Genomic DNA, 23,673 nt, shown 5'->3' with positions numbered 1-23,673 from the left:
GCAAGACCATGAAGATCGGCGTGATTGGAGCAGGTTTCATCGGGCGAGCCGTGGCACAGCTGGCGCTGGCCGCCGGGCATGAGGTGATGTTAAGCAACTCCCGTGGCCCGCAGACCATGAGCAGCGTGCTCAGTGGCCTACTCGGCGTTGAGGTGGGCAGTGCCGAGGATGCCGCCCGGTTTGGCGACGTCGTGCTGGTGGCCATTCCGTTTGAACACTACCGCAGCGTGCCCGCGCAATGGCTGGAAGGCAAAACGGTGCTGGACGCCAACAATTACTACCCCAACCGCGACGGGCATATCGCCGTGCTGGACCGCTTTGAAACCACCACCAGCCGGCTGCTGGCCGAGCATCTACCGCATTCCAACGTGGTCAAGGTGTTCAATGCGATTTTTGCCCCCGACCTGACGCAAGACGCCCGCCCCCACGGCGCGCCCGCCCGCCGTGCACTGCCGGTGGCCGCCGATGACGCCGCAGCGAAGGCGCAGGTAATCAAGCTGCTCGACGAGCTCGGTTTCGACGCCGTAGACGCAGGCGGGCTGGATGAAAGCTGGCGTTTTGAGCGGGCAAAACCTGCGTACTGCGTGCCGCTGGACCAAGCGGGTTTAACTGCGGCGCTGGCAGCTGCCGAACGCACGGTGGAACTGCCGCCGGTCGAACGCGTGCGCGGCTGAACACGCGCGCACAAAAAAACCCGCTGACCGTGACCGGTTCAGCGGGCTTCTTACAGCGGTTTGACCTTTGGCTTACAGCGCCAGGTCAGACGCCGGCTTGCTCGGCTCAGCCGCAGGCTTGGCAGCCTCGGTGGCTTCGGTCGCCTTTGGCGCGTTCAACTGCGGAATCGCAGGCGGTGGGGTCAGTTGCAGGATGCCGGCAGTGTAAGCCCACTCCTTCGCAACAGCCTCAGGGCTGTCATTCAGCTTGGTGCCGTAGCTCGGCACGATCTGGTGCAGTTTGGCCTGCCACTCAGGGGTCGCGACCTTGTCCTTGAACACTTTTTGCAGCACGGTCAGCATGATCGGAGCCGCGGTCGACGCGCCTGGCGATGCACCCAACAGGCCTGCGATGGTGTTGTCGGCGGAGCTGACCACTTCGGTGCCGAGTTTCAGGACGCCGCCCTGCTCTTCGTCACGCTTGATGATCTGCACGCGCTGACCGGCTTGCCACAGGCGCCAGTCTTCTTTCTTGGCGTTCGGAAAGTACTCTTTCAGGGCGTTGTAGCGGTCGTCATCCGACAGCATCAGTTGGCCGGCAAGGTACTCGACCAGTGGGTATTCACGAATACCGACTTTGGTCATTGGCCAGATGTTGTGGGTGGTGGTGCTGGTCAGCAGGTCCAGGTACGAGCCTTCTTTCAGGAACTTGGTCGAGAAGGTCGCGAATGGGCCAAACAGAATCACACGCTTGCCATCCAGCACGCGGGTGTCCAGGTGCGGAACCGACATCGGTGGCGCGCCAACCGAAGCCTTACCGTAGGCCTTGGCCAGGTGCTGCTCGGCAATCGTTGGGTTATCGGTCACCAGGAACGAACCGCCCACCGGGAAGCCCGCGTATTCCTTGGCTTCAGGAATGCCCGACTTCTGCAGCAGGTGCAGTGCACCGCCGCCGGCGCCGATGAACACGAACTTGGCGTCGGTTTCAGTCTTGGTGCCGTCTTTCAGGTTTTTGTAGCTCACACGCCACGAACCGTCGGCGTTTTTGGTGATGTCCTGCACTTCGCTCGACAGTTTCAGGTCGAACTTAGGGGTGGTTTGCAGGTGGGCAACGAACTGGCGGGTGATCTCGCCGAAGTTCACGTCGGTGCCGATCGGGGTCCAGGTGGCCGCGATTTTCTGGTTCGGGTCACGCCCTTCCATCATCAGCGGAACCCACTTGGCGATCTGCGCCGGGTCTTCGGAGTACTGCATGCCAGCGAACAGCGGGCTCGCTTGCAGGGCTTCGTAGCGTTTTTTCAGGAACTTGATGTTGTCATCGCCCCACACGAAGCTCATGTGCGGTGTGGAGTTGATGAACGAACGTGGGTTCTTCAACACGCCCTGCTGGACCTGCCAGGACCAGAACTGACGGGAGATCTGGAACGCTTCGTTGATCTCGACCGCTTTCGGGATCTCAACGGTGCCGTCCTTGTTTTCCGGGGTGTAGTTCAGCTCAGCCAAAGCCGAGTGACCGGTACCGGCGTTGTTCCAGCCGTTGGAGCTTTCTTCGGCCACGCCGTCCAGGCGCTCGACCATCTCCATCGACCAGTCCGGCTGCAGCTCGTTGAGCCAAACACCCAGGGTCGCACTCATGATGCCGCCGCCGATCAGCAGCACATCGACTTTCTTTGCCTCTTCCGCGTGAACGGAGGTGATCCCCATCGACAAAGCCAGCCCCAGCAGGGCAGTGTTTACTTTTTTAAACATCAGTAGCACCTATGATAAAACGCCATCCGCCCTACCGCCCCTGAGCATGGGCAACCCTCTATCACGCCACGCCAGGCAGCGCGCCGCGGGGTTTGCACATTCACGAGAGAGCCGCAGGGTGGGCACACAAGGCCGACGTATCGACCTCACTGTTTATGTCCCTTCTGCGCTGACTTTTTATCATTATTGGCTTCAGCTACCTGGGCGACAGCCAATCGCCGGGACGTATACGGGTGTACGTGCCGGGAAAGACCAGACCAAGACGGCGCGCAGAATATCACGCCAAAGAGCGTTTATGCGCCGTTTGGCCAATTGACAGCTCTAAATCGCGGCTTTTAACGCGCCGCTGTCAAGCCAGGCAGGCGCGACGTGGCGTCACAGGTGGCTAGATGAAACTGAACTCTGCTGCAAACGGCTGTTCTAGACACCTTCGCCGCTGCTTGCGTAGCATCGGCGGCTGTCCTTCGTGCAATCCTTCCAAACAGAGTTACCCATGACTATCCAGCAAACACCCGGGCACGTTCTGCCCGCGCGCAGCGCCGCCAAAATGGAAGCTGCCATGGCCGTGGGCGCCTTCGCGATCGGCACCGGCGAATTCGCCATCATGGGGTTGATGCCCGACATCGCCCACAATTTGAATTTGAGCGAACCGCAGGTCGGCCACGCCATCAGCGCCTACGCCCTTGGCGTCATGGTCGGCGCGCCACTGCTGGCCATCCTCGGCGCCAAATTGCTGCGCAAACACATGCTCTTATTGCTGATGGGCCTGTACGCGCTGGGCAACCTCGCCACCGCCTTCACCCCAACCTTCGGCTCGCTGGTGGCCTTCCGCTTTATCAGCGGCCTGCCCCACGGTGCCTACTTCGGCATCGCCGCCGTCGTCGCCTCCAGCATGGTGCCCAACGACAAACGCGCCGGCGCCGTGGCCCGTGTGATGATGGGCCTCACCCTGGCGATGCTGCTCGGCAACCCCATCGCCACCTTCCTGGGTCAACACCTGGGCTGGCGCTCGGCGTTCGCGCTGGTCAGCGCCATCGCCCTGTGCACCATCGCCCTGGTCTGGCAATTCGTACCGGACCGCCACGACGAACCACGCAGCGACCCGCGCAAAGAACTGCGCGCCTTCACCAAACCCCAAGTGTGGATGGCCCTGTCCATCGGCGCGATTGGCTTTGCCGGCATGTTCTGCGTCTTCAGCTACCTCGCCCCGACCATGCTCGAAGTCACCAAAGTGTCACCCCAATGGATCCCCTTCGGCCTCGCCGCGTTTGGCGTCGGCGGCATCATCGGCAACATCGCCGGTGGCAAACTGTTCGACCGCCTGCAATTTCGCGCCGTGGGCTGGATTATGGTGTGGTCGATGGCCGTGCTGATCTTCTTCACCTTCGCCGCCAGTGCGCTGTGGAGCGTACTGCTGGGCATCGGCCTGGTCGGCACCATGATTGCCATGGCCGCGCCGCTGCAAATCCGCCTGATGGACATCGCCCACGAAGCCCCAAGCTTGGCGGCGGCGTCCAACCACGCGGCATTCAACCTGGCGAACGCGCTGGGCCCATGGTTTGGCGGCATGGCGATCACGGCGGGTTATGGCTGGACCAGCACCGGCTACATCGGCGCCGCCACCGCACTCGTCGGCCTGGGCATCTACCTCATCGCCCGCCGCATGAAAGGCGGCCACTGACACGTCCCAGACCAACACCCCTAAGGTGGGCATTCTAAAGGTGGGAGGGGGCTTGCCCCCGATAGCGGTGGGCCAGTCAACACACCTCTGACTGCCCCACCACCCCATCAATCATCGTGCAACAACCCCGACCCATACTCCCCATAACTACTCCCCAACCCGCTGCCGCCAAAATTCATCTTGGCCGCCTTGCTCGGGCTATGGTCCCCAAACGCCTGACATCCGCCAGAGAAACAAGGGTCACCACTCCCGCCCGACGACCCCGTCGAACAAGCGCCCAACAGCAACGTGCCAGCAATCATCACGACTTTAACCAGGTTCGAGATCATGTTTTCAGTTCCCTATGGGCTGGAGGCGCGGGGGTCCTCTCTTAAGTGGGAGCGTAGTCCTCAACGGTGCAGGGAATTATGAAACTTTGCTGGGGGACAGCGTGGGTTCAGGTTGCCGCCTTGGGGTGAGGCGGCGGGGTTAGGGGTCAGGCAATGGCGGCAGGCGCGACTTGGTCTTGGGCTCGGGCGACGAGTAAAGCGCTTAGGTCGATTAGTTGTTGGATGCCGAGGATGATGGCGCGGTGCGGGTCTTCGAGGTCGAAGGCCAGGGTGGCGGCCATTTGGTTGGCGGAGTCGAGGTTTTCGGATGCGTTGGCTAGGAGGGTTTCGGTGTCGATGTTGGGGCTGACGTGGAATAGGTTGGTGGTTGGATGGTCGGCAGGGGTGGCGTTGTCGTCAGATGGCGGCAGGTAATGATTGATTGCGCGTTGAGCCGCAGCTTGAAGCTTGGCATCAATGGGTTCAGCGTTTGAGGCATGAGGCGGATTAGGTGTGACCTTGTGCATGGCGAAGCTCCTTAACTGTTCAGGAACTGCCAATCTCACTTCCACATGAGGGTGGCAGCCGTACGCAGGTGTGGAAGACCAGGGCTAAGGACCCGGCGCACCGAAGTGCCCCGCGCACAGCCGCCGCAACACATGATACAGGCGTAAAAAAACGCCGGTAGGTGTTTGTGACGATTGCGTCTTAGCTTGGTACGGACTTCCACATCCGGCCGCTGGGTTTGCAGCGGTTTGGGGAGGTTAGCTAGGGGTGGTCTGAGGGGCAAGCTGAGAAAAGTGTGGGAAATTTCCCCTTGGATTTTAGCCCGTTGCCCAGAACAATCCATGCTGTGTTAGTCGTCTCGATGATGGATTGGAACTGCTAATTCTACAGACATTGTAATACGTGCCCTGTAGCGCACGATAAAAACCCCGTACCACTTTCGTACCACTCCCCTCCTGAAATAGCCCTCGCCTGGCCGACAAAACCACATCCTTAAGGCACGGTGCTTATCGCCAATGCCTGTCGCTCCAATCCCAACATCCCCTTCAAACGTCAACATCTGACGCTGTGTGGGTATCCATGACCCAATTGGGTATACCTAAAAGCACCAGCATCAAGAGTATCCAGAATACGGAGAGGAATAACTTTTCAAAGTCCAAGCAAAAAAAACCCAGCTTGAGCTGGGTTTTTTTGCAGACCTAAATATCACTCAACGTGTACTTATTCTCAACCATGAATGCTGGCGCATTCCAGTTTGGGCCTTTTCTTATTCCTCCATCAACATGTTCAACCACCCCTTCGAGCTCCATATTTTCAATAAGCTTCAAAAGCTCTAAGTTATTTGAAATATTGGCCCACCCATTCCTGCTGTAGAGTCGATCCAGCATTGGATACGAAATTGGTTTGTTTCTTACAATAAAAAGAACTACATCCCTTGGTGCTTCAGCGACTACCACGTCATTAATGTTACCCATTTTACTCTCCATATACTTGTTTAATTTCTGCAGCAATGGCTTCAGGCGTATAGAATAAATCGTCAGCATCCCTCAGCTTATAGTCTTCTAAGGTTGCAGCATGAGCATTATTCCAAACATTTCCTTCTACTCCATCAGCTACCCCGAGCGCCCTGTAACGTTCTAACTCTCGCATTTCATGGGTGTAAAATCGTTTATCAACATCCGTAACAGGGATCTGACCACTTAGTATCTTTTCTAGCCGTTCAATCATAATCTGATTAGCATCAGAAGGTACGAATCGTGACGTATGCAATTTAACCAGATCAATACCTTCCTGAGTCACCGTTGCCGTTGCCCAATCAAGATCTTGGGTTGGACCTCCGGCTTTATCAGGATTGTACATCCGTCCGCTGTGTACACCTTTAGTGGTAGCACCTTCGTACGGACTACTAAATACCGCATAAATCGGCGGCAAACCCGAATCCGCGGGGTAAACGTAAATAGCGTCTCGGATGCTCAATTGGCTGGCAATCGGAAACGGCTCAGCTTTGACGTCAATTGGGGTCAGAGTGATGCCTGTGTATACCGGAGTCTCCACGGGCTGTGCCGGAGTTGCCGTTGAGCTATTTCCTGGTACTGCAATAGGGAATGCCAGGGTAATCGGCGGTGTATCGGTTGTAGTAAACGTATAGGCGTTGGCCACAGGATCAAGCACCAATGCCCTTACCGGAACAGTGGGGGCTAGTCCACCAGTGACCTGGGTGGCCACTACCGAATACTTCGATTGATCACCATAAAGCCGATATCGCACATCAACCGTCCCACCAGCCGCCGCTACCTCGAGAAGATTATCAGGCAGGCTAGGCGCCAGTTCCTTAGCGGGCAGATCCAGCATTGTCGCGGGCAGCTCCCCGTTGCCAAGGGACTCTGAATACGTCAAAGCTCCAATACCGACTGCCGTGGCCGCACTCACAACTGTACTCAGCGCTACCTTAGCCGCTTGAATCGCCGCCTCCAACGTAACGCCTGAACCTGCCGTGACGGCAATAGAGCCTGCAGCCGTACTCAGCTGCATAGCACCGGCTGCGGGAAGCCTGAACGTGTGAGCTGCTTTAAGTGCTGCGGCTTCAGCAGCTACCCTAGCAGCCTCAGCTGCTGCCGCCTCATCGGCAATACGTTTGGCCTCAGCGTCTGCACGTGCTTGGTTAGCCTGTGCTTGAAGATTCTGCTTCAGGACATTTAAATAATCGATCTCCCGATTGATATATTTTGCAGCATACGCAGCCTCAAGTGAAGTGTACCATTCTTTATAATTTTTATCTGGAGGGTAGTTTGTCTTGCTCCCGCTGATTGCATCTTTAATAAATTGCATAGTCGGGAAACGAAAGAAGTCTCCATAGTAGTACTTATCAGCAATCGCCTTTTGAGCAGCAGCAGCCTGAGATTTTTGAGTGATTAGCGTATCTACCGAACGAATATGCTGTTCGATTTTCTCGACTTCGCTCGCGGGACTGCCTTCATTTTGTTCTATTGCAGTAATGCTTTTTGCAATAGATTCGGGCATCGACTGAAGATTCGTTGCAAAGCTCGCCTCTTGATCCTTAACATTTTGGGAAATAATGGGGGGGTATGTGCTAAGTATATAAGTACGCGTTGCAACGTTAATTAGCTGTCCAGTGTGACTATGTGAGAAATCACTGTCACCACCTCCGCCTCCGAATGTCTGTGGCTCATATTTATTAATAGCGTTGATTTCAATTTCTGGAAGATAAAGCGTGTCGCCAATCATAGGCATAGTGAATTTCCTTTTCGCTATATTAAGTACGATAGCTCTCATATTTCAGTAAAGTGAACGGCTGATTACCCCATCACCTTACTACCCTCTGACGAACGGCTTCGGCTCTGAAGCTCTCTGTTTCTGAGAAGCTCAACGAACAAAAATCCCCGTCTGCTGCACTCTTCATCATGCCGCACACATACTGTATGCATACACAGCAAACACCGCAACAAAAAATGCATTTATGCATATCCAGACTGACAAACGGGGGATATCGGGGTCAGACCACGATATCTAACGTACTGGCCTCCCTCCGATCCCGACACATTCCACACGACGCAATGTGCAACGCGAGGTGGTGAGAAGCGCACAAGCCCCTCCCACACCCTAGACACATCCCTGATAAACTGCGCCCCATTCGCCTCGCTGACTCAGACACCCCAATACCCCTACAAACCGCTCCCCTCTCCCGCCGCTTCTCCGTCGCCCCGATGATGCTCATTCAGGACGGCCCACGCATCAAACAATCAGTATCTATGCGATTACGCTCTACTTTCCCTACAGCGGACAAAGAGGGATATCGGGGTCAGACCACAATACCCGACGCAGTGAGCATCTTGAGACCCTCGGCTTTTTCCAAACGGCGTGACGCAAGACACGCCTCCCCCACACCCAAGACCCATCCCTGATAAACTGCGCCCCATTCACCCCGCTGACTCAGACCCCCCATGCCCCTACAAACCGCTCCCCTCTCCCGCCGCTTCTCCGTCGCCCCGATGATGGATTGGACCGACCGCCACTGCCGGTACTTCCTGCGCCTGCTCTCCAAGCACGCCCTGCTCTACACCGAGATGGTCACCACCGGCGCGATCCTGCACGGCGACCACGACCGCTTCCTGCGTCACAACGAAGCCGAGCATCCGCTTGCACTGCAGCTGGGCGGCAGCGTCCCCGCGGACCTGGCCGCCTGCGCGCGTATGGCTGAGGCTGCCGGTTACGATGAAGTGAACTTGAACGTCGGCTGCCCGAGTGATCGGGTGCAGAACAATATGATCGGCGCGATCTTGATGGCGCACCCTGCCCTGGTGGCGGATTGCGTGAAGGCGATGCGTGATGCGGTGTCGATTCCGGTGACGGTGAAGCATCGGATAGGGATCAATGGGCGCGACAGTTATGCCCAGCTGTGTGATTTCGTTGGGACGGTGAGGGATGCGGGATGTACCAGTTTTACGGTGCATGCGCGGATTGCGATTCTGGAGGGGTTATCGCCGAAGGAGAATCGCGACATTCCGCCGTTGCGCTATGACGTGGCAGCGCAGTTGAAGCAGGATTTCCCGGAGTTGGAGATTAATCTCAACGGCGGCATCAAGACGCTGGAGCAGTGCCAGGCGCATTTGCAGGTGTTTGATGGGGTGATGTTGGGGCGGGAGGCTTATCACAATCCGTATGTGCTGGCGGAGGTGGATCAGCGGTTGTTTGGCAGTGAGGCGCCGGTGATTAGTCGGGCGCAGGCGTTGGCGCAGTTGCGGCCTTATATTGCGGAGCATTTGGCCAGTGGTGGGGTGATGCATCACATCACTCGGCATGTGTTGGGGTTGGGGACTGGGTTTCCGGGGGCTCGGAAATTTCGGCAGATGTTGTCGGTGGATATTCATAAGGCGAGTGATCCGTTGGCGTTGTTGGATCAGGCTGGGGAGTTGTTGGAGGGGCGGTGAGGGGTTGGGTGTCAGTGGGTTTAGTTGCTGGCTGATAGGCCGCTTTCGCGAGCAAGCCCGCTCCCACAGTTTTGGGTGATGTGTTTCAGGGGGATGTTTGGTGGCTGGGCTGTTGTGGCGAGCAGGCTTGCCCTGCGTTGGGCTGCGGAGCGGCCCCAGTAAGGCTGATGCGATTTTTCTGTTAGAACGCGTTCTTAGGTTTTAGGGCCGCTGCGCGACCCAACGCAGGGCAAGCCTGCTCGCCACAGGAGGCAAGCTCTCATAGAACCGGGGTGGTCATCGGGCAGTTGGGTTGAACCTGTCGGCGGTTTTGGTCTCCTAGTTAGCAGTACGGCCGGTGATTCAAACGGCTGTTTTCAGGTTGTTGCCCTCGCAAACGATCGAACGCATTTGCGCCCTTGAGCGCCTGCCGGCGCTCGGGTAATGTCATCAGACCCACAGGACAGAGCACGCCCATGACTTCCAAGCTGGAACAACTCAAGCAATTCACCACCGTTGTAGCCGATACCGGCGACTTTTCCACCCTCGCCAAGCTCAAGCCGCAAGACGCCACTACTAACCCTTCCCTACTGCTCAAGGCCGCGTCGATCGCCGGCTATGCCAAGCTGCTGGATGAGTGCGTGAAGGACTGCAACGGCGACGTGGGCCTGGCCAGCGACCGTTTTGCGGTGGCGGTAGGTCAAGAGATTCTGAAAGTCGTACCGGGCCGTATTTCCACTGAGGTGGATGCGCGCCTGTCGTTCGACGAAGCCGCCATTCTCAAGCGTGCGCACCGTCTGATCGACCTGTACGACAAGGCCGGCGTCAGCCGTGACCGTGTGCTGATCAAGATCGCCTCCACCTGGGAAGGCATCCGCGCGGCGGAGAAGCTGGAAAAAGAAGGCATTCAAACCAACCTGACGCTGCTGTTCTCGTTTGCCCAGGCCGTGGCCTGTGCCGAGGCTGGGGTGTTCCTGATTTCGCCGTTCGTGGGCCGTATCTACGACTGGTACAAGAAGGCCAACGGCAACGACTACACCGGTTCCGATGATCCGGGCGTGCAGTCGGTGACGCGCATCTACAACTACTACAAGGCCAACGGCTACAAGACCGTGGTGATGGGTGCGAGCTTCCGTAACCTGAGCCAGATTGAAGAGCTGGCCGGCTGTGATCGCCTGACCATCAGCCCGGACCTGCTGGAGAAGCTGGCGGCCGATGAAGGCAAGCTGGAGCGCAAGTTGGCGCCAGGCCATGCCGGTGAAGCGCGCGTGCATTTGACTGAAGCGCAGTTCCGTTGGGAGTCCAACGAGGACGCGATGGCGACTGAGAAGCTGGCGGAGGGGATTCGTCAGTTTGCTCGGGATCAGGAGAAGCTTGAAGCGTTGTTGACTGCCAAGCTGTAAAAGCGGCAGTAGCAAAAAGGGCGGCACCCTCGCGGGTGCCGCCCTTTTTTGTGGCTCGCAGTTCTCAAACCAAACTCCATTCAAACTGTGGGAGCTGGCTTGCCTGCGATAGCGGTGGGTCAGTAATGAATAGGTGGCTGATACACCGCTATCGCGGGCAAGCCCGCTCCCACATTTGACCGGTGTCGACTGGAGGCTAGTGGCGCTCCAGGGCGTTCACGAGGTCGTGGAAGGCTTCGCGGTTGGACTCGTTCAGGCCCATCAGGATCTTGTGCGCTTCGAGCACCTTGACCCGTACCACTTCTTCGGACTGGTCTTGCGACGGCAGGTCGGTCAGGCATTCCGGGCACGGGATCGGGCGGTCAACGATGTTGAACACCTGGTCAAAACCCATGGACTGCAGCAGCCGGGTGATGTCTTCGTGGGTGGTGACCACAGTCGGCAACAGGCCGACCTTCTGCCGAGACAGAATGGACAACTTGGCCAGCAGGCCCAGGGTGGTGCTGTCGATGCTGCGGGTTTCGGTCAGATCGATCACGATCGCCGAGAAATTCAGGGCAGTGAAAATCCGCTCAATCGTTGCATCCAGCGCCGAACACAAGGTCAGGCGCACTTCACCGACAAACTTCAGGACGAAGGTCCCGTCTTGCTCGGCGAATTGGATTCTTCCGGTACTCATCAAAGATTCCTGCTCAACACCAATAGGGCGATATCATCCGGCATCTCCCCTAGCGTGGCCAATCCAAAAACCTGCCGCAGGCCATCCAGGCTGCCGCCCGCCGACCTGACCTTTTCAGGCAAGGCGGCTTCTTTCTCTTTGAGTGTAGGCTCTGGAAGCAGGTCCAGGATGCCGTCGGACATCAGCGTCAGGCTGAAGGTCGGCGGCAGTTCCAGGATGTGGTCTTCGTAGGTGGCTTCATTGAACAAGCCCACCGGCAGACCACGGCCTTCCAGGTAACGCACACTGTCTGGAGTGTATAAAACCGGCATCGGCAGGTGACCGCCGATGCTGTAGGTCAAAAGACCGGTTTCTTCATCTATAACGCCGCCGACCATCGTCACGTGCTTGCCCAGCTTGCAGCTGATCAGGCCTCGGTTGATGTGGCCCAGCACCTCGGAGGGGGTGAACTCCGGCAAGGTGCCATTGCGCTTGGATTCGAACAACAGCCGTGTGGTCATGAACTTCAACAACACGGTCACAAAAGCTGAGGATGCACCGTGGCCGGAAACGTCGGCCAGGTAGAACGCCACGCGCCGCTCATCCACACGGAAATAATCGACAAAATCACCCGACAGGTACAACGACGGGATGATCTGGTGCGCGAACTTGAACTCATCAATGGTCCAGGGGCTCACCGGCAGCATGTTCATCTGCACCTGGCGACCGGCGTTCTGGTCTTCCTGAAGCAGGTTGAGGCTGGCTTCGAGTTCGCGGTTGGCGGTTTCGAGCTTTTCGCGGTAGCGCTGGTTTTCCAGCAGCAGGCGGGCACGGTCGAGTGCGCGGCGCACCGAGTGCTCCAGCACGGCCAGGTCTTCCAGGGGCTTGATCAGGTAATCGGCGGCGCCCAGGCGCAGGGCCTCGACGGCATCGTTCATCACGCCGGCACCGGACACGACAATCACCGGCGTCTGCGGGGCGAGCTCAGTCACCTGGCGAATCAGCTCGAGGCCGCCCATCTGGGGCATGCGCAGGTCGCAGATCACAAGGTCGGGCTTGTCGCGCTCGAATACCTGGAGACCCTGTTGGCCATTGCTGGCCTGCAGGACGCTGAAGCCACTGTCTTCCAAATAGGCCGCGAGGCTCGCGCGCACTACTTCGTCGTCATCGATTATCAGCAGCGTGGCACTGGTTTTTTGCATGTGGGCAAACGGCGCCAGAATTAGGTTGGCGTAGGTGGCTCGGCAATGGCCGGGCTCACGTACTGGATTCGCTTTCTAGCCACTCTGTCCTACAAAGCATTGGGAATTTGCCCATGCACAACGGTAAAGCAGAGGTGCCCTTCTAAGGCGCAGACGGTACTCCCATCCGTCAGGGGTTTCAAGCTCATGCCGATGGTCGCCGGGCGTCTTTACACCGCAAATCACCGGGAGTTATAAGAACACCCACGACCACAACACAAAGTAAGGATGGAACCCGTGAGCGAACACGAGCGCGACTACGCCGAAAAACGCGATTTCATCCGCATGCGAGTAGATGCCGATGTGTCGCTGATCCACGCTGGGCAGGAGATTGCCGGGGTCTGCGTGGACCTTTCCAGCTCCGGCATGCAGGTTGAGGCACCCCGCCAGTTTCAGGTAGGCGACCGGCTGACCGTGCGCATTGACTCAGAGCACGCCGCCCTTGCGGGCCTGGAGGCAGATACCGAAGTGGTGTGGGCCAAAAACGAGGGCGAGCGTCAGCACCTGGGCCTCAAGATCCTGAAAATGCACTAAAAGCTGCGCACAAAAAAGGCGACCACTCGGGTCGCCTTTTTCATTTCAAAACGTCACGGCTTAAAAATCGTCGACGACCTTGCCGTCTTTGACCTTGAACTCGCGGTTTTGCAGGTAAGCGTTACGGATGAAGGTGTACTTGTCACCGGTGATCAGCTTCTCGCTGTCGAGCAGGCTGGCACGGGTATCGACGATGTTCAGGCCGAAGGTGCTGTTGCGCCAGCCGATGTCGTTCATGTAGCGATACGGTTGGGTGTAGCTGTCGACGTATTTGGACGGCGCATCACGCAAGGTGCTTGGGCCGAGCAGCGGCAGCATCACGTAAGGACCGCTGCCGACGCCCCAGTAACCGAGGGTCTGGCCGAAGTCTTCATCGTTGCGTTGCAGCCCCATTTTGGTGCCGACATCAATAAAGCCCAACACGCCAAAGGTGGTGTTCATCAGCAAACGGGCAGTGTCGACACCGGCCGCGTGTGGCTTGAGCTGGAAAACGTCGTTGGCAAAGTTGCCGACATCACCGATGTTGCGGAAAAAGTTATGGATGCCGGTCTGGACGAATTGCGGGGTGACAAACTGATAGCCCTGGGCCAATGGCTTGAGCGCGTAAGTGTCAACGGTGTCGTTGAAGGTGAAGATCGGACGGTTAACGGCTTCCCATGGATCGTCTTCCGACGCTGCGTTAGCGGCGAAAGGGGCCAAAAGAACAGTGGCACACACAGATAGCTGAGCGAAATAGTGGCTCCAGCGCATAGCTTTTGCTCCTTGAATGGTCTGTCATGGGCGCTATGCCCTGAATAAGGCCGTCAGTATATGACGGAAGTGTCGAATAAGGCATCCAGTAGGATCGCTCTCATAGGAAATGCACAAATTTCCTACAATTACGGCCGATGTCACGCGCTTGTCATCCAGCCCCGATAGCGTCACAGCTATTTCAGGGATGTCGAAAATGCCTCACGCCGAGATTGCCGTCGCCAGCGCACCCGCCTTGACTGCCGTACTGTTTGGCCTTAGTGGCTGCCTGGTGGATTTTGGTTCCCAGGCGCGCACCGATAGCCCTTGCCCCGATTCTCACGCCACACCTGGCGCGCTGAAGATTCTGCGCAGCCTCAAAGACCAGGGCGTGCCCTGCGCCTGGCTGGATGAACTGCCTGCCGCGGTCACCCCCCCTCTGGCCGCCGTGCTGCCTGATTGGCTCAAAGCAGCATCGCCCTCCTCGATTCGCTGGCCGGCGCCGCATGCGTGCTGGCAGGCCTTGATGGAATTGAACATCGAACGCCTTGAAGGCTGCGTGCTGGTCAGCGGCGAACCGCGCCTGCTGCAATCGGGCCTGAATGCCGGGTTGTGGACCATCGGCCTGGCGTCCTGCGGCTCACTGTGCGGCCTGGCGCCCGAACAATGGCAGGCGCTGACCGAGCAGCAACGCGAGCACAAGCGCGGCAAGGCCACGGTGGCGCTGTATGGGCTGGGCGTGCATTCGGTGATCGATCACCTCGGCGAGCTCGGCACCTGCCTGGCGGACATCAGCCTGCGCCAGCTCAAAGGCGAGAAGCCCTGATCGAGATCATGCACGGTCGGCGCCGGTGGATTAATCTACTGGTCAGCCCGTAGACCTTTCCCGGCATGCCGCGGTCTATGCCAGTGCCTATCGATAAAAGGAAGAACGCCATGCCTGCCCGCGAACAGCTGAAAGACCAAGTCAGAGAATTGCGCGAGCAATTGAATAGCGACCCGCTGATGTCGGCGGAGAAACGCGACGAACTCGAAGCATTGATTGCCGAACTTGAAGTTCAAGAGCCTTTGGAAGGCGCGATTCAGGACCCCAGCATTGCCGATGGCGTGAACCTGGCGGTGGAACGCTTCGAGCTGGACCACCCGGGCATTGCCGGGACCTTGCGCAATATTGTGGTGACCTTGGGCAATATCGGGATCTAACCCGAGCCCAAGCCGAACACAGACCAAAATGTGGGAGCTGGCTTGCCTGCGATGACGGTGTATCAGTCGCCAGATGTATGACTGAAAGACCGCTATCGCAGGCACGCCCGCTCCCACAGTTGTTTTGCGTGAAGGCTACTGGCGGGCCAGGCGCAGGTTCTGGAACTGCATGGCCTCAGTGCTGCGATACGGGTTGATATCCAACCCGCCGCGGCGCACATAGCGCGCATACACGGTCAGCTTCTGCGGCTTGAGCAAGCGCTGCAGGTCGAGAAAGATCCGCTCCACACATTGCTCATGGAAGTCCGAGTGCTGGCGAAAGCTGACGATATATTCCAGCAGGCTGGCGTGATCCAGCGCGTGGCCACGGTACTCGACCACCACACTGCCCCAATCGGGCTGGCTGGTAACCGGGCAGTTGGATTTGAGCAAGTGGCTGTGCACGCTCTCCTCGACGATGCGCGAGTCATCGCAACGCAGCAGTTCCGGGCGCGGGTGTTCGTAGTTGCTGACGCTGATATCGAGGTCGTCAATGCACGCGCCCGGCAGGGCTTGCACGCCTTCGGCCTCAACCTCGGCCAGGCTGCGGATGCGCACGCTGACCGGCTTGCCAGCGGCAGCGCTGAGGTCGGTGCGCAGTGTCGCTTCCAGGCTTGCCGTGTCGGCAAACGCGGTCTGGTTCAGCGAATTGAGGTACAGCTTGAAAGACTTGGACTCGATGATGTTCGGCGAGTCGGCCGGGATGCTGAACTCACCGATGGCCACCACCGGCTTGCCCGACGGCAGCAGCCAGGACAGCTCGAAGCAGTTCCAGAAATCCACACCCTTGTAAGGCAGGGTGTCGGCGCTCAGGCCCAGCTCGGCCCATTTGGCGGCGCGAGGGATCGGGAACAGCAACGATGGGGTGTAAGTGGAGATGTATTCACTGGACTTGCCCAGCGGCGAATGTTCGGCTGCGGGATGCATGGCGGAAACCTGGCTAAATAAACCGCGCCAGTCTACCAGCCTTTGCTCCCGCCCTTAAGAATCGCCTCACTCAACGGTCAGCGTGCCGACCATGCCCGCCTGATAATGCCCCGGAATATTGCAGGCAAACTCCAGGCCCGTGGTCTTGGTGAAGGTCCAGGTCAGCTCAGCGGTCTTGCCCGGCTCGACCAGCACGCTGTTGGGATCGTCATGCCGCATGCCCGCCATATCGCCGTGCCCCATCGCGCTGTGGTCCATCTTGCCCATGCCGGTGGCGGTAAGCATGCCGCTGGCTTGCATCTTGAGCATTTCTTTCTGGTGTTCGGCGTGCATCGCCGCGTCGCCCAGGTTGAATTCGTGAAGCAATTGGCCTTTGTTCACCAGCACAAAGCGCACGGTCTCACCGGCTTTTACGTCCAACGCCTTGGGCGAAAAGGAAATGTCCTGCAGCACCACTTCCACCGTGCGCGTGGCTTTATCGGCGGCTGCCGGCTGGCCGAACGCGAAGGTGTGGGCCGCGTCCGCCAGCGCATCAAAACTCAATGCCAACAGGCAACCCGCCAATATCAGAGGTGTACGCAGCGCCATCTCGATTCTCCAAAAGTGTGTGAACAGCTCTGTCAGCACTCTAAGATGGCGCCGCTGCCAGCCAGCTGACTGCTAGATTACAACTTTGTCAGGTTGCGCCCCTGCCCTGGCACCCACGGTATAAAGCCCGTTGCTCACCGCTGCCAAGAGTCGCCCATGAAACTGCTGATCGTCGAAGACCAACCGAAAACCGGCCATTACCTGCGCCAGGGCCTGAGCGAGGCGGGCTTTACCACCGAGCTGGTGGCCGACGGCACCACCGGGCAACACTTGGCACTGACCGGTGATTACGACTTGCTGATCCTCGACGTGATGCTGCCGGGCCGCGACGGCTGGCAAATCCTGCAAGCGGTACGCAGCGCCGGCCTGGACATTCCGGTGCTGTTCCTCACCGCCCGCGATGCCGTGGAAGACCGCGTGCACGGCCTGGAACTGGGCGCCGACGATTACCTGGTCAAGCCTTTTGCCTTTTCCGAACTGCTGGCCCGCGTGCGCAGCCTGTTACGCCGTGGCAGCAGCACGCCACAGGAAACCGCGCTGCAACTGGCCGACCTGCGCCTGGACCTGATCCGCCGCCGCGTCGAACGCGACGGCCAGCGCATCGACCTCACCGCCAAGGAGTTTTCCCTGCTGGAACTGCTGCTGCGCCGCCAGGGCGAAGTACTGCCCAAGTCGTTGATCGCCTCGCAGGTGTGGGACATGAACTTCGACAGCGACACCAACATCATCGAAGTGGCGATCCGCCGTTTGCGCCTGAAAGTCGACGACCACTTCCCCAACAAGCTGATCCACACCGTGCGCGGTATGGGGTATGTGCTGGAGGAGCGGTGCAATTGATCAAGCGCCTGTCCCTGGCCAGCCGTCTGGCGCTGCTGTTTGCGGCGTGCACCGCCGTGGTTTCGTTGCTCGCCGGGGTGCTGTTCAACCACGCCAGCGAGGCGCACTTTATCGAGCTGGACCAGCAACAACTCGACAGCCAGCTGGTGGCGCTGCGCAGCACTTTGCAGGGGGTCGACTCGCCACAATTATTTGCGCAACGCGAGGCGCAACTGCGCGCCGAGCTCAATCGCCAACCCGAACTGGCGCTGCGCGTTACCGCCCAAGGCCAGCGCTGGTTTGACGGCGCGCCCGGCATCAGCCTGCCTGAAGCGCCGGGCTTGCACAGCCTGCAAAATGCCGGGACTGAGTATCGCGTGTACAACGCGCCGCTGATCGCCGGCCAACCCGGCTCGCCGCAATTGACGCTGATGCTCGACATCACCCATCACCAGCACTTCCTGCAACGCATGCAGCACCTGATCTGGCTGACCGTCGGCCTCTCGGCCCTGGCCACCGCGCTGCTCGGCGCCTGGGCTGCGCGCAGCGGGTTGCGGCCGCTAAGGCGCATGGGCGAAGTGGCCGCCAGCGTGTCGGCGCACTCCCTGACCCAACGCCTGCCACAACAGCACATGCCGATGGAGTTGGCCGAACTGGCCCAGGCCTTCAACGCCATGCTCGGGCGCCTGGACGACGCCTTCCAGCGCCTCTCGGCCTTCTCCGCCGATATCGCCCACGAACTGCGCACGCCCCTCTCCAACCTGCTCACCCACACTCAAGTGATCCTCACCCAGCCGCGCCCGCTGGAGGACTACCGCGAGGCGCTGCACAGCAACCTGGAAGAGTTGCAGTGGATGGCCCAGCTGGTGAATGACATGTTGTACCTGGCCAAGGCCGACCACGGCTTGCTCATGCCCAAGCGCGAGGCCTTGGTGCTGGACGATGAAGTGGAAGCGTTGATCGAGTTCTTCGCGTTGCTGGCCGAGGACGCGCACGTCAGCCTGGTGCGCGAGGGCACGGCGCATACGGCGGGTGATCGCGGCATGTTGCGCCGGGCGTTGTCGAATTTGCTCGATAACGCGCTCAGGTTTACCCCGGCCGGTGGCGAGGTGCGGGTGCGGGTGGCTGAAACCGCGCGGGGTGTGACGCTGAGCGTGGAGAATACGGGCGAAGGTATTCCGGAGGCGTTGTTACCGCGGTTGTTTGATCGGTTTTATCGGGCGGACCCGGCGCGCCGTGAAGGCAGCAGTGAGCATGCGGGGCTGGGGCTGGCGATTACCCAGTCGATTGTGCGGGCGCATGGGGGGAGGATTTATTGTGAGTCTGAAGCTGGGTGGACGCGGTTTGTGATTGAGTTGCCCAAGGGGGATTGATGCAAGCTGCTCTGGCCCTATCGCGGGCAAGCCCGCTCCCACATTTTTGATGTGTGAATACATTCAAATGTGGGAGCTGGCTTGCCTGCGATAGCGGTCTCAGCCCTTACGAATACCTGAGCGCATGCGCCGGCTCAATCTTCGCCGCCCGATACGCCGGGTAAATCGTCGCCAAAAAGCTCAACACAAACCCGGCCGTGCAAATCAGCAGCACGTCGCCGCCCTGCAGTTGCGAAGGCAGGTTGCTGACGAAATACACGTCCGAACTGAAGATATGTTGCCCGGTCACGCGCTCCAGCCAACCCACCAGTTCGCTCACGTTGAGCGCTGCAATCACGCCCAGCACGCCGCCGATCAAGGTGCCGACGATGCCGATCACGGTGCCCTGCACCATGAAGATCGCCATGATCTGCCGTGGCGTGGCGCCAATGGTGCGCAGGATCGCGATGTCGGCGCCCTTGTCGTTCACCACCATGATCAAGGTGGCGATGATGTTGAACGCGGCGACGGCGACGATCATCAGCAGCAACAGGCCGATCATGGTCTTTTCCATCTTCATCGCGCTGAACAGGCTGCCCTGGGTGTGGGTCCAGTCATCCGGCTTGTAGGCCGCGCCGAGGCTGGCGGCGATGTCCGCCGAGACCTTCGGTGCCGCGTACAGGTCTTTCACCGCCAGGCGCACGCTTTGCACCTGGTTCGGCTGCCAATGCTGGATTTCGGCGGCGTCGGCCATGTTGATCAGGGCCATGGAGCCATCCAGCTCGGCGCCGACCTTGAAGATACCGACCACGTTGAGCCGCTGCATGCGTGGGGTGATGCCACCCGGCGCCGTGCTGATTTCGGGCACGATCAGGGTCAGCTTGTCACCCACGTTCAGGCGGAAGCGCCGTGCAGTGATGTCGCCGATGACCACACCGAACTCGCCGGCCTTCAGGTCGTCCAGTTTGCCGCGCACGATGTGCTGGGCCACGATCGAGACTTTGCCTTCCTGGGCCGGGTCGACGCCGCTGATCTCGATCGGCTGCATCGCGCCCTTGTAGGAGAACATCCCGTCCATCTGCGTGAATGGTACAGCGGCAGTCACTTGCGGGTTCTGCATGGCGGCGGCGGCCACCGGCTGCCAGTCATCAATCGGGTTCACGCCGACGATGGTCGCGTGGGGCACCATGCCGAGGATGCGTGAGCTCATTTCGCGCTGGAAGCCGTTCATCACCGACAACACCACGATCATCGCCAGCACGCCCAGGGCGAGGCCGATCATCGAGGTCATCGAGATAAACGATACAAAACGGTTGCGGCGCTTGGCGCGGGTATAGCGCGTGCCGATGAAAATCGATAACGGTCTGAACATTCGCGGGCACCGTTTAAAAAAATGAAAAAGCCCAGCGCCAGGCGCCGGGCTTGAAACGGGTCAGATGGCGACCAAGTGACCTTCCTGCAGGTGCAGCACGCGGTCCATCTGGCGGGCCATGCTCATGTCATGGGTCACCACCAGGAACGCGGTGCGCATCTGGGTGCTCAGTTCGAGCATCAAATCCTTGATGCCCTGGGCGGTGTGGGAGTCGAGGTTGCCGGTTGGCTCATCGAGCATCACCAGGCCTGGGTTGTTGACCAGGGCACGGGCAATCGCCACACGCTGGCGCTCGCCACCGGACAACTCGGCCGGCTTGTGCTCCAGGCGATGACCGAGGCCGACGCGCTCCAGCAATGCCTTGGCGCGCTGGCGGGCTTCCGGGATCGCGGTCTTGCCGATCAGCAGCGGCATGCACACGTTTTCCAGCGCGGTGAACTCCGGCAGCAGGTGGTGGAACTGGTACACGAAACCCAACGAGCGATTACGCAGTTGGCCACGCGCCTTCTCCCCCAGGGCCGACAGCTCTTCGCCAGCCAGCCACACGCTGCCCTGGGACGGCGTATCCAGGCCGCCCAACAGGTTGAGCAAGGTACTTTTGCCGGAGCCGGAACTGCCGACGATCGCCACGCGTTCGCCCGGGTGCAGCTCAAGTTGCAGGTTGGACAACACCACCACCGATTCCGGACCTTCCTCGTAGGATTTGCCCAGGTTGCGGCAGCTCAGGATTGCTTTTTCACTCATGCCCGATTCACTCATAACGTAAGGCCTGTGCTGGCTGGGTACGTGCCGCGCGCCAGGCTGGATACAGGGTGGCAAGGAAGCTCAATACCAACGCGGCGCCGCCTACCATCAACACGTCCTGGGCCTGAACCTGGGACGGCAAGTAGTCGATGAAGTAGACGTCGGCGTTGAGAAACTTGTGACCGATGACTTTTTCCAGCGCGGCGATGGCGGCGCTGACGTTCAGCGCGGCCAGGATGCCGACCGCGGTGCCGATCAAGGTGCCGACCACGCCGATCACGGTGCCCTGCACCATGAAGATCGCCATGATCTGCCCCGGCGTGGCGCCCAGGGTACGCAGAATGGCGATGTCGCCTTTCTTGTCGTTCACCACCATCACCAGCGTGGAAATGATGTTGAACGCGGCCACGGCGACGATCAGCAGCAACAGCAGGCCGATCATGGCTTTTTCCATGCGGATGGCCTGGTAGAGGTTGCCGTGGGTGCGGGTCCAGTCGCGGGCGTAATACTGGGATTCACCCAAGTGCTGGGCGATTTCCCAGGCGCCGCGCGGGGCGTCGAACAGGTCGTTGAATTTGAGGCGCAGGCCCTGCACCTGATCCGGCTTCCAGCGATGCAGGCGCGCCAGGTCGGTGAGGTTGGTCAGGCCGAGGTAGCCATCGATCTCGCCGGCGCCGACGTGGAAGGTGCCGACCACGGTGAAGCGCTTCATGCGCGGGAACATGCCGGCCGGGGTCACGGTGACTTCCGGGGCGACGAAGGTCAGCTTGTCGCCGATGTTCACGCCGAGCTTGGCCGCCGCCTTATCGCCGATCACGATGCCGAAGCTGCCGGGCGCCAGGTCGTCGAGTTTGCCCTGCAACATGAACTTGTCGATGATCGACACGTTACGTTCCTGGGCCGGGTCGATGCCATTGAGCAGGATTTTCTGCACCTTGCCGTCGTTGGTCAGCAACCCCTGCATCTGGGTAAACGGCGCAACGGCCACCACCTTGGGGTTCTGCTTGACCTTGTCGGCAAGGCTCGGCCAGTCGCTGATGGGCGAATCGCCCTCGATGGTCGCGTGGGGCACCATGCCCAGCACGCGGGTGCGCATCTCATGATCGAAGCCGTTCATCACCGACAGCACCACGATCATCACGACCACGCCCAAGGCGAGCCCGATCATCGAGGTCAGGGAAATGAACGACACAAAATGATTGCGACGCTTTGCACGGGTATAACGCGTGCCGATAAATACGAAGAGAGGTCTGAACATGTCGGGGCTTGTTCGGAGGAAAAGAAGACGTCCCGGTGGCGGGGTCAGGTAAGCAGCTTTACACTCAGACCATTACCGCTACTTTGGGTTCGCCATGTCGACATTAGATGAAGAAGAGCGCCGCGAATACTACCGTATCGACGACATGATCGCACTTCAAATCAGCACCCTCTCTGCCCCCGAAGCGGCGAGCAAGGAAGTGTTGCTGGATGATTCGCCGCTGTTCAACCTGCTCAGCGAATTGCACCTCAGCGAATTCGAAGCCCAGCACCTGCTGCGCCAGATCAGCGAGAAAGATCGCAGCCTGGCCGCCTTCCTCAAAGTCCAGAACAAACGCGTGGACCTGCTCAGCCAGATCATGGCGCGCGGCCTGTTAGATGAGGTGGGCGCGCCGCAGCCGGTGATCCTTTCCGAAGGCGGTATCGACTTCCAGCACCCAACGCCGCTGGCGCCCGACACGCACCTGGCGGTCAAGCTGGTATTGATGCCCCAGGCGCTCGGCTTGCTGCTGCGTGCCCGCGTGACGCATTGCGACGCCAAGGGCGACGGCTTTGACGTGGGCACGGAATTCGAATCGATGACCGATGCCCAACGCCAATTGCTGGCGCGCTACATCCTGCAGAAACAAGCCCAGGAACGACGCCTGGCGCGGGAACAAAGCGACGCCCAAGACACCTGAATTTCGTATGACCCCGCCGGGCTATCTGGCGCAAAGGAGCAACTGTGACCCTGATTTATGGCCACCGCGGTGCCAAAGGCGAAGCACCGGAAAACACCCTGACCAGCTTTCAGGAGTGCCTCAAGCACGGCGTACGCCGCTGCGAACTGGATTTGCACCTGTCCATGGACGGCGAGTTGATGGTCATCCACGACCCGACCCTCAAACGCACCACCGACCGGCGCGGAAAAGTCGTCGAGTATTCGGCAGCCGACCTTGTGAAGATGGACGCGCGCAAAGGCGGCCCGGGCTGGGTCAGCCCCTGCCCGATCCCACGCCTTGAAGAGTTGTTCGAAAAATGCGACTTCGATCACTGGCAGCTCGAAGTCAAAAGCGCTTCGCGCACCCGCGCCGCGACGACCGTACTGGCAATCCGCGAGATGGCTGTGCGTCATGGCCTGATGGACAAGGTCACCGTGACCTCAAGTTCGAGGGAAGTCTTGAAAGCGGCGGTTGAACTCACCCCGGACCTGTCACGCGGCCTGGTCGCCGAATACGCCTGGCTCGACCCGCTGAAGGTCGCGCAAAACTACGGCTGTGAATACCTGGCATTGAACTGGACGCTGTGCACCCCCGAGCGTCTGGAAAAAGCCCAGCGCCAGGGTCTGCACGTGTCCGTGTGGACGGTCAACGAACCGGCGCTGATGCGCAGGCTCGCTGACTTCGGCGTAGATAGCCTGATTACAGACTTTCCCGGTTTGGCCACTGCCACCCTCGAGAATTACTGAAATCGGTCTCCCCGGCCGGCTCAGGCCACCGGCCGGAG

General features: G+C 59.5%; 24 protein-coding genes. 11 read left to right on the top strand and 13 right to left on the bottom strand.

Features of this window, described 5'->3' with window-relative positions:
- The first annotated feature begins 8 nt into the window (after positions 1 to 8).
- Positions 9 to 674, top strand: coding sequence for an NADPH-dependent F420 reductase (locus tag NTD89_RS02965; protein ID WP_262206401.1), 666 nt, complete (start codon positions 9 to 11; stop codon positions 672 to 674).
- A 72-nt stretch (positions 675 to 746) separates the two neighbouring features.
- Here the strand turns inward: NTD89_RS02965 and mqo are convergent, their stop codons facing one another.
- Entirely contained in the window at positions 747 to 2,402 is a 1,656-nt protein-coding gene (gene mqo, locus NTD89_RS02960) for a malate dehydrogenase (quinone) (RefSeq protein ID WP_124416773.1), read from the bottom strand.
- Positions 2,403 to 2,895: 493 nt separating this feature from the next.
- On the opposite strand from mqo, the gene NTD89_RS02955 reads away from it, so the two are divergent.
- Positions 2,896 to 4,083, top strand: coding sequence for an MFS transporter (locus tag NTD89_RS02955; protein WP_242193917.1), 1,188 nt, complete (start codon positions 2,896 to 2,898; stop codon positions 4,081 to 4,083).
- Positions 4,084 to 4,190: 107 nt separating this feature from the next.
- Here NTD89_RS02955 and NTD89_RS02950 read toward each other — a convergent pair whose 3' ends face one another.
- The 4 genes from NTD89_RS02950 to NTD89_RS02935 form a co-directional block, all read right to left on the bottom strand.
- A complete protein-coding gene (locus NTD89_RS02950; protein ID WP_262206400.1) occupies positions 4,191 to 4,412 on the bottom strand; it encodes a hypothetical protein in 222 nt (73 codons plus the stop codon).
- A gap of 146 nt (positions 4,413 to 4,558) precedes the next feature.
- Positions 4,559 to 4,918 carry a DUF6124 family protein gene (locus NTD89_RS02945; RefSeq protein ID WP_242193920.1) on the bottom strand — a complete coding sequence of 120 codons (360 nt, stop codon included), beginning with the start codon at positions 4,916 to 4,918 and terminating at the stop codon, positions 4,559 to 4,561.
- A 678-nt stretch (positions 4,919 to 5,596) separates the two neighbouring features.
- The gene (locus NTD89_RS02940) at positions 5,597 to 5,872 is read right to left on the bottom strand and encodes a hypothetical protein (RefSeq protein WP_242193924.1); all 276 of its coding nucleotides are present in this window, start codon (positions 5,870 to 5,872) and stop codon (positions 5,597 to 5,599) included.
- Position 5,873: 1 nt separating this feature from the next.
- Complete coding sequence (locus NTD89_RS02935) at positions 5,874 to 7,418, bottom strand: S-type pyocin domain-containing protein (RefSeq protein ID WP_410017200.1); 1,545 nt, start codon at positions 7,416 to 7,418, stop codon at positions 5,874 to 5,876.
- A gap of 941 nt (positions 7,419 to 8,359) precedes the next feature.
- Between NTD89_RS02935 and dusA the strand changes: the two genes are divergently transcribed.
- Together dusA and tal are read left to right on the top strand one after the other, a co-directional pair.
- Positions 8,360 to 9,346, top strand: a complete 987-nt coding sequence (gene dusA, locus NTD89_RS02930; protein WP_262206398.1) for a tRNA dihydrouridine(20/20a) synthase DusA — start codon at positions 8,360 to 8,362, stop codon at positions 9,344 to 9,346.
- Between the two features lie 455 nt (positions 9,347 to 9,801).
- The gene (gene tal, locus NTD89_RS02925; RefSeq protein WP_145163069.1) at positions 9,802 to 10,728 is read left to right on the top strand and encodes a transaldolase; all 927 of its coding nucleotides are present in this window, start codon (positions 9,802 to 9,804) and stop codon (positions 10,726 to 10,728) included.
- Positions 10,729 to 10,924: 196 nt separating this feature from the next.
- Here tal and rssC read toward each other — a convergent pair whose 3' ends face one another.
- Together rssC and rssB are read right to left on the bottom strand one after the other, a co-directional pair.
- A complete protein-coding gene (rssC, locus tag NTD89_RS02920; RefSeq protein WP_003172602.1) occupies positions 10,925 to 11,407 on the bottom strand; it encodes an anti-sigma factor antagonist RssC in 483 nt (160 codons plus the stop codon).
- Positions 11,407 to 12,588, bottom strand: coding sequence for a two-component system response regulator RssB (rssB, locus tag NTD89_RS02915; RefSeq protein ID WP_145163067.1), 1,182 nt, complete (start codon positions 12,586 to 12,588; stop codon positions 11,407 to 11,409). Before rssB ends, rssC begins: the two co-directional genes overlap by 1 nt.
- Positions 12,589 to 12,864: 276 nt before the next feature.
- Here rssB and NTD89_RS02910 point away from each other — a divergent pair, with 276 nt between their 5' ends.
- Positions 12,865 to 13,161, top strand: coding sequence for a PilZ domain-containing protein (locus NTD89_RS02910; RefSeq protein WP_145163063.1), 297 nt, complete (start codon positions 12,865 to 12,867; stop codon positions 13,159 to 13,161).
- A gap of 60 nt (positions 13,162 to 13,221) precedes the next feature.
- Here NTD89_RS02910 and NTD89_RS02905 read toward each other — a convergent pair whose 3' ends face one another.
- A complete protein-coding gene (locus NTD89_RS02905) occupies positions 13,222 to 13,911 on the bottom strand; it encodes a VacJ family lipoprotein (protein ID WP_106576915.1) in 690 nt (229 codons plus the stop codon).
- A gap of 196 nt (positions 13,912 to 14,107) precedes the next feature.
- Between NTD89_RS02905 and NTD89_RS02900 the strand changes: the two genes are divergently transcribed.
- Both NTD89_RS02900 and NTD89_RS02895 read left to right on the top strand, forming a co-directional pair.
- Positions 14,108 to 14,716: an HAD family phosphatase gene (locus NTD89_RS02900; protein ID WP_262206397.1), complete on the top strand. Its 609-nt coding sequence runs from the start codon at positions 14,108 to 14,110 to the stop codon at positions 14,714 to 14,716.
- A gap of 110 nt (positions 14,717 to 14,826) precedes the next feature.
- Positions 14,827 to 15,093: a DUF4404 family protein gene (locus tag NTD89_RS02895; RefSeq protein ID WP_106576917.1), complete on the top strand. Its 267-nt coding sequence runs from the start codon at positions 14,827 to 14,829 to the stop codon at positions 15,091 to 15,093.
- Between the two features lie 135 nt (positions 15,094 to 15,228).
- Here the strand turns inward: NTD89_RS02895 and queF are convergent, their stop codons facing one another.
- Both queF and NTD89_RS02885 read right to left on the bottom strand, forming a co-directional pair.
- Complete coding sequence (gene queF / locus NTD89_RS02890) at positions 15,229 to 16,059, bottom strand: NADPH-dependent 7-cyano-7-deazaguanine reductase QueF (RefSeq protein ID WP_262206396.1); 831 nt, start codon at positions 16,057 to 16,059, stop codon at positions 15,229 to 15,231.
- Positions 16,060 to 16,125: 66 nt separating this feature from the next.
- The gene (locus NTD89_RS02885) at positions 16,126 to 16,647 is read right to left on the bottom strand and encodes a cupredoxin family protein (protein WP_262206395.1); all 522 of its coding nucleotides are present in this window, start codon (positions 16,645 to 16,647) and stop codon (positions 16,126 to 16,128) included.
- 156 nt (positions 16,648 to 16,803) lie between these two features.
- Here NTD89_RS02885 and NTD89_RS02880 point away from each other — a divergent pair, with 156 nt between their 5' ends.
- On the top strand, positions 16,804 to 17,484 hold the full coding sequence (locus NTD89_RS02880; protein ID WP_262206394.1) for a heavy metal response regulator transcription factor: 681 nt from the start codon (positions 16,804 to 16,806) through the stop codon (positions 17,482 to 17,484).
- Positions 17,481 to 18,836 (top strand): heavy metal sensor histidine kinase, encoded by a 1,356-nt coding sequence (locus NTD89_RS02875; RefSeq protein ID WP_262206407.1) that lies wholly within the window; start codon positions 17,481 to 17,483, stop codon positions 18,834 to 18,836. Before NTD89_RS02880 ends, NTD89_RS02875 begins: the two co-directional genes overlap by 4 nt.
- A 106-nt stretch (positions 18,837 to 18,942) precedes the next feature.
- Here the strand turns inward: NTD89_RS02875 and NTD89_RS02870 are convergent, their stop codons facing one another.
- The 3 genes from NTD89_RS02870 to NTD89_RS02860 are packed head-to-tail and all read right to left on the bottom strand — an operon-like array spanning position 18,943 to position 22,189.
- On the bottom strand, positions 18,943 to 20,187 hold the full coding sequence (locus NTD89_RS02870; RefSeq protein WP_262206393.1) for a lipoprotein-releasing ABC transporter permease subunit: 1,245 nt from the start codon (positions 20,185 to 20,187) through the stop codon (positions 18,943 to 18,945).
- A gap of 60 nt (positions 20,188 to 20,247) precedes the next feature.
- Complete coding sequence (gene lolD, locus NTD89_RS02865) at positions 20,248 to 20,931, bottom strand: lipoprotein-releasing ABC transporter ATP-binding protein LolD (protein ID WP_017477213.1); 684 nt, start codon at positions 20,929 to 20,931, stop codon at positions 20,248 to 20,250.
- Positions 20,932 to 20,938: 7 nt separating this feature from the next.
- On the bottom strand, positions 20,939 to 22,189 hold the full coding sequence (locus tag NTD89_RS02860) for a lipoprotein-releasing ABC transporter permease subunit (protein WP_145163052.1): 1,251 nt from the start codon (positions 22,187 to 22,189) through the stop codon (positions 20,939 to 20,941).
- 94 nt (positions 22,190 to 22,283) lie between these two features.
- Here NTD89_RS02860 and NTD89_RS02855 point away from each other — a divergent pair, with 94 nt between their 5' ends.
- Positions 22,284 to 22,868 carry a PilZ domain-containing protein gene (locus NTD89_RS02855; RefSeq protein WP_242193941.1) on the top strand — a complete coding sequence of 195 codons (585 nt, stop codon included), beginning with the start codon at positions 22,284 to 22,286 and terminating at the stop codon, positions 22,866 to 22,868.
- A 44-nt stretch (positions 22,869 to 22,912) separates the two neighbouring features.
- On the top strand, positions 22,913 to 23,635 hold the full coding sequence (locus NTD89_RS02850) for a glycerophosphodiester phosphodiesterase (protein WP_106576925.1): 723 nt from the start codon (positions 22,913 to 22,915) through the stop codon (positions 23,633 to 23,635).
- Positions 23,636 to 23,673: the final 38 nt, after the last annotated feature.

The sequence above is a fragment of the Pseudomonas sp. 14P_5.3_Bac1 genome (assembly GCF_025466135.1).
Classification (GTDB): Bacteria; Pseudomonadota; Gammaproteobacteria; order Pseudomonadales; family Pseudomonadaceae; genus Aquipseudomonas.
This window is presented reverse-complemented; position numbering and strand designations above follow the sequence as displayed.

Excerpts from the sequence above, each read along its gene's own strand:
- NTD89_RS02965 (WP_262206401.1), top strand. The coding sequence starts at position 9 with ATGAAGATCGGCGTGATTGGAGCAGGTTTCATCGGGCGAGCCGTGGCA.
- NTD89_RS02870 (WP_262206393.1), bottom strand. The coding sequence starts at position 20,187 with ATGTTCAGACCGTTATCGATTTTCATCGGCACGCGCTATACCCGCGCC.
- NTD89_RS02900 (WP_262206397.1), top strand. The coding sequence starts at position 14,108 with ATGCCTCACGCCGAGATTGCCGTCGCCAGCGCACCCGCCTTGACTGCC.
- tal (WP_145163069.1), top strand. The coding sequence starts at position 9,802 with ATGACTTCCAAGCTGGAACAACTCAAGCAATTCACCACCGTTGTAGCC.
- NTD89_RS02955 (WP_242193917.1), top strand. The coding sequence starts at position 2,896 with ATGACTATCCAGCAAACACCCGGGCACGTTCTGCCCGCGCGCAGCGCC.
- NTD89_RS02860 (WP_145163052.1), bottom strand. The coding sequence starts at position 22,189 with ATGTTCAGACCTCTCTTCGTATTTATCGGCACGCGTTATACCCGTGCA.
- NTD89_RS02950 (WP_262206400.1), bottom strand. The coding sequence starts at position 4,412 with ATGATCTCGAACCTGGTTAAAGTCGTGATGATTGCTGGCACGTTGCTG.
- NTD89_RS02880 (WP_262206394.1), top strand. The coding sequence starts at position 16,804 with ATGAAACTGCTGATCGTCGAAGACCAACCGAAAACCGGCCATTACCTG.
- NTD89_RS02940 (WP_242193924.1), bottom strand. The coding sequence starts at position 5,872 with ATGGGTAACATTAATGACGTGGTAGTCGCTGAAGCACCAAGGGATGTA.
- queF (WP_262206396.1), bottom strand. The coding sequence starts at position 16,059 with ATGCATCCCGCAGCCGAACATTCGCCGCTGGGCAAGTCCAGTGAATAC.
- lolD (WP_017477213.1), bottom strand. The coding sequence starts at position 20,931 with ATGAGTGAAAAAGCAATCCTGAGCTGCCGCAACCTGGGCAAATCCTAC.
- NTD89_RS02885 (WP_262206395.1), bottom strand. The coding sequence starts at position 16,647 with ATGGCGCTGCGTACACCTCTGATATTGGCGGGTTGCCTGTTGGCATTG.
- mqo (WP_124416773.1), bottom strand. The coding sequence starts at position 2,402 with ATGTTTAAAAAAGTAAACACTGCCCTGCTGGGGCTGGCTTTGTCGATG.
- rssC (WP_003172602.1), bottom strand. The coding sequence starts at position 11,407 with ATGAGTACCGGAAGAATCCAATTCGCCGAGCAAGACGGGACCTTCGTC.
- rssB (WP_145163067.1), bottom strand. The coding sequence starts at position 12,588 with ATGCAAAAAACCAGTGCCACGCTGCTGATAATCGATGACGACGAAGTA.
- NTD89_RS02895 (WP_106576917.1), top strand. The coding sequence starts at position 14,827 with ATGCCTGCCCGCGAACAGCTGAAAGACCAAGTCAGAGAATTGCGCGAG.
- NTD89_RS02935 (WP_410017200.1), bottom strand. The coding sequence starts at position 7,418 with ATGCCCGAATCTATTGCAAAAAGCATTACTGCAATAGAACAAAATGAA.
- NTD89_RS02945 (WP_242193920.1), bottom strand. The coding sequence starts at position 4,918 with ATGCACAAGGTCACACCTAATCCGCCTCATGCCTCAAACGCTGAACCC.
- NTD89_RS02905 (WP_106576915.1), bottom strand. The coding sequence starts at position 13,911 with ATGCGCTGGAGCCACTATTTCGCTCAGCTATCTGTGTGTGCCACTGTT.
- NTD89_RS02855 (WP_242193941.1), top strand. The coding sequence starts at position 22,284 with ATGTCGACATTAGATGAAGAAGAGCGCCGCGAATACTACCGTATCGAC.
- dusA (WP_262206398.1), top strand. The coding sequence starts at position 8,360 with ATGCCCCTACAAACCGCTCCCCTCTCCCGCCGCTTCTCCGTCGCCCCG.